Source organism: Chromobacterium sp. CCUG 76385 (assembly GCF_059916625.1).
On the sequence record NZ_JAUCGU010000057.1, the window covers coordinates 1 to 6,883 of the forward strand.

At 62.4% G+C, this 6,883-nt stretch carries 9 protein-coding genes; 2 read left to right on the forward strand and 7 right to left on the reverse strand.

Features of this window, described 5'->3' with window-relative positions:
- Nucleotides 1-278 precede the first annotated feature (278 nt).
- Nucleotides 279-1,067: a class I SAM-dependent methyltransferase gene (locus QUG01_RS19660; protein WP_500831568.1), complete on the forward strand. Its 789-nt coding sequence runs from the start codon at nucleotides 279-281 to the stop codon at nucleotides 1,065-1,067.
- Here QUG01_RS19660 and QUG01_RS19665 read toward each other — a convergent pair.
- From QUG01_RS19665 to tadA, 3 genes are read right to left on the reverse strand one after another with little or no spacing between them, the layout of a single operon-like run.
- Nucleotides 1,064-1,477 carry a DUF2721 domain-containing protein gene (locus QUG01_RS19665; protein WP_043628709.1) on the reverse strand — a complete coding sequence of 138 codons (414 nt, stop codon included), beginning with the start codon at nucleotides 1,475-1,477 and terminating at the stop codon, nucleotides 1,064-1,066. The two genes, QUG01_RS19660 and QUG01_RS19665, sit on opposite strands and share 4 nt — an antisense overlap.
- A complete protein-coding gene (locus tag QUG01_RS19670; RefSeq protein WP_500831569.1) occupies nucleotides 1,477-2,100 on the reverse strand; it encodes a L,D-transpeptidase family protein in 624 nt (207 codons plus the stop codon). Before QUG01_RS19670 ends, QUG01_RS19665 begins: the two co-directional genes overlap by 1 nt.
- A gap of 1 nt (nucleotide 2,101) precedes the next feature.
- A complete protein-coding gene (tadA, locus tag QUG01_RS19675; protein ID WP_500831570.1) occupies nucleotides 2,102-2,836 on the reverse strand; it encodes a tRNA adenosine(34) deaminase TadA in 735 nt (244 codons plus the stop codon).
- Between the two features lie 235 nt (nucleotides 2,837-3,071).
- On the opposite strand from tadA, the gene QUG01_RS19680 reads away from it, so the two are divergent.
- Nucleotides 3,072-4,109: a hypothetical protein gene (locus QUG01_RS19680; protein WP_500831571.1), complete on the forward strand. Its 1,038-nt coding sequence runs from the start codon at nucleotides 3,072-3,074 to the stop codon at nucleotides 4,107-4,109.
- 26 nt (nucleotides 4,110-4,135) lie between these two features.
- Here QUG01_RS19680 and QUG01_RS19685 read toward each other — a convergent pair whose 3' ends face one another.
- The 4 genes from QUG01_RS19685 to QUG01_RS19700 form a co-directional block, all read right to left on the reverse strand.
- Nucleotides 4,136-4,408, reverse strand: a complete 273-nt coding sequence (locus tag QUG01_RS19685; RefSeq protein ID WP_500831572.1) for a hypothetical protein — start codon at nucleotides 4,406-4,408, stop codon at nucleotides 4,136-4,138.
- A complete protein-coding gene (locus tag QUG01_RS19690; protein WP_500831573.1) occupies nucleotides 4,405-4,797 on the reverse strand; it encodes a phage holin family protein in 393 nt (130 codons plus the stop codon). Before QUG01_RS19690 ends, QUG01_RS19685 begins: the two co-directional genes overlap by 4 nt.
- Nucleotides 4,798-4,802: 5 nt before the next feature.
- Nucleotides 4,803-5,117 carry an ElaB/YgaM/YqjD family protein gene (locus QUG01_RS19695; RefSeq protein ID WP_500831574.1) on the reverse strand — a complete coding sequence of 105 codons (315 nt, stop codon included), beginning with the start codon at nucleotides 5,115-5,117 and terminating at the stop codon, nucleotides 4,803-4,805.
- Between the two features lie 127 nt (nucleotides 5,118-5,244).
- Complete coding sequence (locus QUG01_RS19700) at nucleotides 5,245-6,549, reverse strand: MFS transporter (protein WP_500831575.1); 1,305 nt, start codon at nucleotides 6,547-6,549, stop codon at nucleotides 5,245-5,247.
- Nucleotides 6,550-6,883: the final 334 nt, after the last annotated feature.

The window sequence follows — 6,883 nt, forward strand, 5'->3', positions numbered from 1 at the left end:
TGGGTATCCATCATCACGCTCCTGGTGAGAGGCTTACTTCAGTGTAGTTACCAACTTGTAATTGGGACATAGCCATTTTTTTGGCTGGTCGAGTGCCAGGATCTTCCAGAGTGGAACTGGTGAATCTCTCTATTAGGGAGTGTGTTGTGACTTGGCTGCAACCACTTGCGGCCAGGCGATTTAATTTTATTTTTGTCTTGCAAATCCGCCGCTTACGTCATACATACTGAAAATGTTCACGGCATGGTTTCAGTGGTTTTACTTACCGGATAATGAGTATGACAACCAGCTCCGTCGAAGCATTCAGTCTGTATTCGGATTTGTACGCGCGCTTTCGGCCCGCGTACCCAGAATCGCTGTATGACTGGCTGCTGCCCTTGTGTCCCGGCTACCAGCGGGCTTGGGATTGCGCGACCGGCAGCGGCCAGACTGCGGTGCGGCTGGGCAATAGCTTTGCTCGCGTCGATGCCACCGATATCAGCTCCAACCAGCTATCGGCGGCGGAACGGCATACCCAGGTGTACTACCGCGAATGTCCGGCCGAGGTGACGCCGTTTGACGACGACTGCTTCGATCTGATTTGCGTATCCCAGGCCTTGCATTGGTTCCACCTGCCTTCGTTCTGGCCGGAGGCGCAGCGTGTGCTGAAGCCAGGCGGAATCTTTGCCGCCTGGGGATACCATCATTGCGTGGTGACGCCGGAGATAGACAAGGCCTGCAGCGTGCTGTGGTCCATCATCGAACCGTTCTGGTCCAGCCGCTGCGAGTTGCTATGGGATGATTTCCGCGGTAGCGGTTGCCCGCTGCCCTTGCTGAAGGCGCCCAGCTTTTCCATCCGCGAAGATTGGACCCTGGATCATTTTCTCGGTTTCCTCAACACCACGTCCGCCAGCAAGTTGTGCAAGCAGGCGCTGGGTGAGAGCATTCTGGACGAGGCCTGCCTGCGCATCGCCCGGGCTTGGGGCCATGGAGGCGAGCGGCGGCGCGTCGAGTTGCCCCTGCATCTGATGGTGGCGCGCAAGGACGCGGCCCGGTTTTTCCCGGCAGTGATTGAGCCGACGCGTTAGTGCTGGCGGTCGTATTCGGCCTGCAGGTCGGACAGCAGAATATTCAGCGCGTCCGATGAGCGGATCAGCTCGATCAGCGAGATGGCCAGCGAGGCGATCATGCACAGCAGGCTGGCGCCGAAGGTGATTTCCCCCGTCGCCTGCCAGCCGGTGTAGATCTGAAACATCGCCACGGTGCACAGGAACAGGCTGGCGATGCCCATGAACTGCATCCATTTGATCAGTGTGATGCGGGTGCGCAGATTGCCGATCTGGCGCAGGATTTTCTGGTCTTTGCTGTCGCGGTACTCTTCGTACAGATTGCGTATGATGCTGGCCAGCCCCAGAAAACGGTTGGTGTAGGCCAGCAGCAGCAGCGAGACGGCAGGAAACAGCAGGGCCGGAGTGGCCAGGTTCAGTGCGGAGTGCATCAGGAATTCTCGTCTATCCATACATCGATGCCATTGGGCGCGGCATCGAACAGTTCTATCACATCGCGGTTCTTCATGCGGACGCACCCCAGCGAGCTGGGGTGGCCCCATGGTACATGATCGCCGGCGCCATGGATGTAAATCGCTCTATCATAGCTGTCGACATTCCCACCTTGATTGCGTCCTGCTTCCTGGCCGCATAGCCATAGGATGCGGGTCAGTATCCAGTCCTTGTTCGGGTATTGCGCGTGCAGTGCCGGCGTGTATTTCCATGGCGTGACCTGGCGGCGGAAGATGATGGTGTTTTCCGCCGCGCCATCGCCTATCTTGTCGCACACCGTATGCCAGCCGCGCGGCGTCTGGAAGCTGCCGCTGGTTTCGCCGACGCCGTTCTTGGCCGTCGAGACTGTGTACTCTTTTTGAATCCGTCCCCAGCCATCCAGCAGCCGCAGCGTTTGCGACCTTACTCCCACCCAGATCCATGGCGCGCCGTAATGGCGGGCATTAGGGTGCGTGGTTTGCAAGGGGCCATCCGTTTGCGCTTGCAGCATCCATGCCGCGTCGTCCGCGGCATGGCAGGTCAGGGCAAGGCAGGCGATCAGAATGGCGGCCAAGCTTCGCATGTCAATCATCCCTGCCATCTTGCCGGCGTCGCCGGAAAAAGGCTGACAGTTGTTCCGCGCAAGCTTCTGCCTCCGCGCCGCCGAACACGGCGGCGTGGTGATTGAGTCGAGCGTCGGCGAATAGATTCACTGTGCTGCCGGCCGCGCCGGTCTTGGCGTCGCGGGCGCCGTAGATCACCCGGGCGATGCGGGCGTGCAGGATGGCCCCGCTGCACATCGGGCATGGCTCCAGTGTGACGTAAAGATCGCAGCCATCCAGCCGGTAGTTGCCGAGACGCGCGGCAGCGTCGCGCAGCGCCAGCATTTCGGCATGCGCCGATGGGTCATGGCGGCCAATCGGCTGGTTGTAGCCACGGCCGACGACCTCGCCGTCCTTCACCACCAGCGCGCCGACAGGCACTTCGCCTTCGGCGGCGGCCTGTGCCGCCAGTTCGCGCGCCAGCTTCAGGAAGCGCTGAATTTCCGCTTGCGCGGGCGGCAGGGAAACCGGCGGATGATCGGTCAGTTGCCGCAGCAGGGCGGCCTTGTCCTCATCGCGCAGATCTTGCCAATGGATGCCGCGCGCGGCTGCCTCCAGGGCGAACAGCAGCCGGCGGGTCACGGTATGGCCGGCGGCTTTCAGGCGCAGAAAAGCGGTGACCACGCCGCAATCCAGCAATTGCTGGCGAGTGTGGATATTCAGTTCGGCCAGCCAGGCCAGAGCCGAGGGCGGCAGCGGGGGGGATGTCAGCGTCACAAGAGGAAAACAAATACGGTTGCGGCAATGTGGTCATTATCGCCGGTTTGGTCTGGCTGACCAAATCCGGCTAGGCGCGGGCGGACGGGGCGTGTCGGCGCCATGCAGATCATTGACTTCCAATAGTAGGCGAGGGTAGGCATATCGCATTTTATTTCGGTTTTATCTGGCTGGCTTGGCATACAGAAAGCAGAAAAACGGTCGATATGAGTAGAAAATAGTCGAAAGCCCAACCATGTCCGTGATCACCATTCAGTCCGCCATCGCAGGCATCGAGCAGTGGCGCAATCGTCTGGTTTCCAACGCCCAGTCTGTTGCAACGCCCCCGTCCGCGCCCCTGGCGGAGGGAAGCGGCCCGGATGCGCAGCCCTCGCCTGCCGCGCTCATGCCCAGCATCCGCAGCGATTTGCAGAAGTCGCTGAATCAGGGCTGGCAGGATTATATGCAAAAACTCCGGGTCGATCTGAGCCGCCCGGTCAAGCGGCAAAGCGCCGCGGCGGACCAGATGGATAAGCAGCTGCTGAAGCAAAGAGTGGATGCTTTGCGCCAGATGATGATGATGACCCGCGACAAAGCCGGTTTGCGGGCATTGGCCAGCCAGTTGGCGCAATTGGCGCGCGAGCTGAAGAGCCTGGTTGCCAGCATGACCCAGAATGCCGCGGATCAGCAGATGGCAGTCAGCGTAGGCGGCGCGGCGGATCAGCCCTCAGCCGATTCGGCAGCCGCATCCGCTCAAGACGCCTCGCCAGGGCAGGGTAATGCGGCGGACGACGCGCAAGCTGCCAGCAGCGCCGAGGCGGCCGCTGTCGCATCGGCCAGTGCGTCCGCCTATGCATCGCCGGCTTCCGCCGCCGCACCGGCAAGCGGCAATGCAACGCAAGAGCCGGCTAGCCAGGCCGATGCGCCGGCAGGATCGTCCGACGCGGCCGCGTCGGCCCAGCAGGGCGTTTCCGACCAGGCGGCAGCCAATGCCGCCGATCCGCAAGCGGCATTGCGCAATATGCTGGCCCATGGCAACCCGGTAGCCGCAGATCTGGATATTCAGGAGATGCTGCTCACGCTGAAGATGGTCCAGGCCTTCATCAAGCAAATGGCCTTGCAGTTGCAGGGGCAAGAAGACCGGAAGATGAAAGAGGACCAGGAACAGGCGGGCAAAGCGCTGCAGGATGTGGGCACCATACTCAAAGGCGGGCCGGAGGCGCTGGCGGCGCTCAGCGGTCAAATGGATGTGAGCGTGAGCGCGCCAGCGGATGCGTCTTCGACTGCAGTGTGAGAGTGAGGAGCAGGCCGCGTATGCGGTCAGTGCCGCAAAGCGCGGCGCAGCAGCCGCCAAGCTGCCAGTAAAGCCGCGCCGTTTTTCAGCCAACGACCCAGCTTGTCGCTTGGCATCAGCTTGCCCAAGAGGTCAAAGGCCGAGCCTAAGCCGCCGGGCGCGCGCCAGAATGAAAGGCCATCGCAAGCCCATTGCAAGGGCCCTGCCAGCTTCTGTTGCTCCAGCCGCAGCTTGACGCGCAAGGCCTCGCCCTTCATCACCAGCAGCTGCTTCTTCAAGGCGCGGTCTTGCGGCGTCATGGCTTGTCTCCGCCGGGCCCCAATGCAGCCCAATCCTTGCGCATTTCTTCCAGGGTGGTGGCGAACGGGGCCGCTTGATGCCGCATTTTGCGCCGCAATCCCAGCAACAGTATCGCACCGGCGCCGCAGAACAGCAGCGCCAGGCCGGCCATGACGGCCAGCCGCCACGGCGCCGGCGTCAAGGCCCACAAGGCCAGCACGGAGGCGATCAGCCCGCATCCCAGCAGCACCAGTCCCAGCATGCCTTGCAGCAGGTTGCCGACGACGTCATCTTTCAGCTCCTGCGCTTCCAGGGACAGCAGTTCGGCGCGCGTCAGCAACAGCGACACGACGCCATTGACGAAGGAGCGCAGGGTGCCGGGGCGGGGTTGGCGGGATGGATCGGACATATCGATCAGCGGCGGGATACCAGCATGCCCAGCAAGAAGGCGACGCCGGCTGCGATGCCGATGGACTTCCACGGGTTTTCATGCACGTAATCGTCGGTGACCTTGACTGCTTCCTTGGCCTTGCCTACGACGACCTGTTCGGCGTCGCGCAGCTTGATTTTGGCTGTGCCGAGCTTCTCGGCCAGACGCTTGCGCAGCTCTTTGCTGTGCGCGCTGCCGTCGTCGACGGTTGCGTCAATCAGTTCTTCGGTGCTGGCCAAAACTTGGCGTACGTCATCCAGCAGCTGTTCTTTTTCCTTGGCGATGGTGGCATTGGACATGGCAACCTCCTGACAGTGGTGAACGAAACCGACTCGAAACGCAGACATGGCATGGCGCAAAGCATAGCCTGCGCCAACCCACGCTAACAGCCTGGCGCGGCCGCGTCAAACCATGCGGTCAAACGTTTCATCCGCGTTGGTAGAGCGCCTGGTCCAGCAAAGGTTCCCGCGCCGGGCGCGCGCTGCGGGCGCAGAAAATTCCCACCAGCGCCACTGCTGCGCAATACAGCACGCAAATCCAGTGATTCCAAGGCATCGCGGCGATCAGCAACAGCGGCGTCACGCTGGCCCAGATCGAGTAGGCGATGTTGTAGGTAAACGAAATGCCGGAAACGCGCACATCGGCCGGGTACATGCCCACCATGATGGACGGCACCACGCCGACAATCCCACAACATAGCCCAGCAAAAGCGTAGGCCAGGCTTGGCCAGGCCCAACCGCCAATCAGGCTGCCGTACAGGACGGCCACGCCCACCGGCAGCAGCGCGCTGTACAGGATCAGGCTGCGGCGCTGGCCGATGCGGTCGCAAACCCGGCCGGCGATCACGCAGCCGATATTGAGGAACACGATGCCCACGCTGCTCAGGGCAAAGGCGTGGTCGGCATGCATGCCGAAGCGTTGCTGCAACAGCGTGGGCGTCACCACCACCAGCACCACCACCGCCGAGGTCAGCACGCAGGTCAGCGCAGCCGCAGGCAGCAGGGTGGCTTTGTGGCGGCGCAACACGTCCAGCAGCGGATAGGCGGCGCGTTCGGCCTGACGCTCGCGCATGGCCAGGAACACCGGCGTCTCGCTCAGCCAGCGGCGCAGCCAGACGCCGATCAGCCCAAACGGCCCGCCTAGCAAAAAGGGAATGCGCCAGCCGTAATCCAGCATTTCCTGCGGCGTGAACACGCGGGCCAGCAAAGTGGCGGTCAGCGCGCCCAGCAGGTAGCCGAAAGTCAGCCCAGCCTGCAACACGCCCAGCGCGTAGCCGCGATGGCGCAGCGGCGCGTGCTCGGCGACGAAGGACCAGGCGCTGGGCACCTCGCCGCCCACTGCCGCGCCCTGCAGAATGCGCAGCGACAACAGGGTCAGCGGGGCGAGGATGCCGATGTCGGCGTAGGTGGGCATCAGGCCGATGAGCAGACAGGGGCCGGCCATCAGCAGGATGGTCAGGCTGAACACCTGCTTGCGGCCCAGCACATCGGCGAAGTGCGCCATCAGGATGCCGCCCAGCGGCCGCGCCAGGTAGCCGGTGGCGAAGATGCCGAAGGTTTGCAGCAGCCGCAGCCATTCCGGCATGTCCGGCGGGAAGAACAGCTTGCTCAGCGTGGTGGCGAAGAAGGCGAAGATGATGAAATCGTAGATTTCCAGCGCGCCGCCCAGCGCGGCCAGACCCAGGGTCTTGTAGTCGGTGCGGGTGAGCGGTGTGGATTGGTTTGTGTTCATGTTCAATCACGAGGTGCCGGGGCTGTGGGCCAGCCCGCTGTAATCATGAATGAAGCCCGTACGGCGCGTTCGAGCAGGCTCCCTGGAGCCGCTGGCGGCCCCGCAAGGCCGCCAGTGTAACGCGGTTGGCGGCATTTGAGGTAGGTAAGGCTACCTTGATACGATTTTTTAATGCAAATTAAATATTTAAAAGAGCTGCAGAGCAGAAAAATGGCGTGGCGCTCGAGCTCAAGGCCGCGCGGACTTGCCACCGCAAACTAGGGGCTGTTGACGTTTGGTGAGTGGATCGCGTTTGAGCCGATTTGGGCCGGAAGCAAGGCGCACAGTCCGCCGC

What these genes read in the sequence shown, in the direction of transcription:
- QUG01_RS19680 (WP_500831571.1), top strand. Translation starts at nt 3,072, where the DNA reads ATGTCCGTGATCACCATTCAGTCCGCCATCGCAGGCATCGAGCAGTGG.
- QUG01_RS19695 (WP_500831574.1), bottom strand. Translation starts at nt 5,117, where the DNA reads ATGTCCAATGCCACCATCGCCAAGGAAAAAGAACAGCTGCTGGATGAC.
- QUG01_RS19685 (WP_500831572.1), bottom strand. Translation starts at nt 4,408, where the DNA reads ATGACGCCGCAAGACCGCGCCTTGAAGAAGCAGCTGCTGGTGATGAAG.
- QUG01_RS19690 (WP_500831573.1), bottom strand. Translation starts at nt 4,797, where the DNA reads ATGTCCGATCCATCCCGCCAACCCCGCCCCGGCACCCTGCGCTCCTTC.
- QUG01_RS19665 (WP_043628709.1), bottom strand. Translation starts at nt 1,477, where the DNA reads ATGCACTCCGCACTGAACCTGGCCACTCCGGCCCTGCTGTTTCCTGCC.
- QUG01_RS19700 (WP_500831575.1), bottom strand. Translation starts at nt 6,549, where the DNA reads ATGAACACAAACCAATCCACACCGCTCACCCGCACCGACTACAAGACC.
- QUG01_RS19670 (WP_500831569.1), bottom strand. Translation starts at nt 2,100, where the DNA reads ATGCGAAGCTTGGCCGCCATTCTGATCGCCTGCCTTGCCCTGACCTGC.
- QUG01_RS19660 (WP_500831568.1), top strand. Translation starts at nt 279, where the DNA reads ATGACAACCAGCTCCGTCGAAGCATTCAGTCTGTATTCGGATTTGTAC.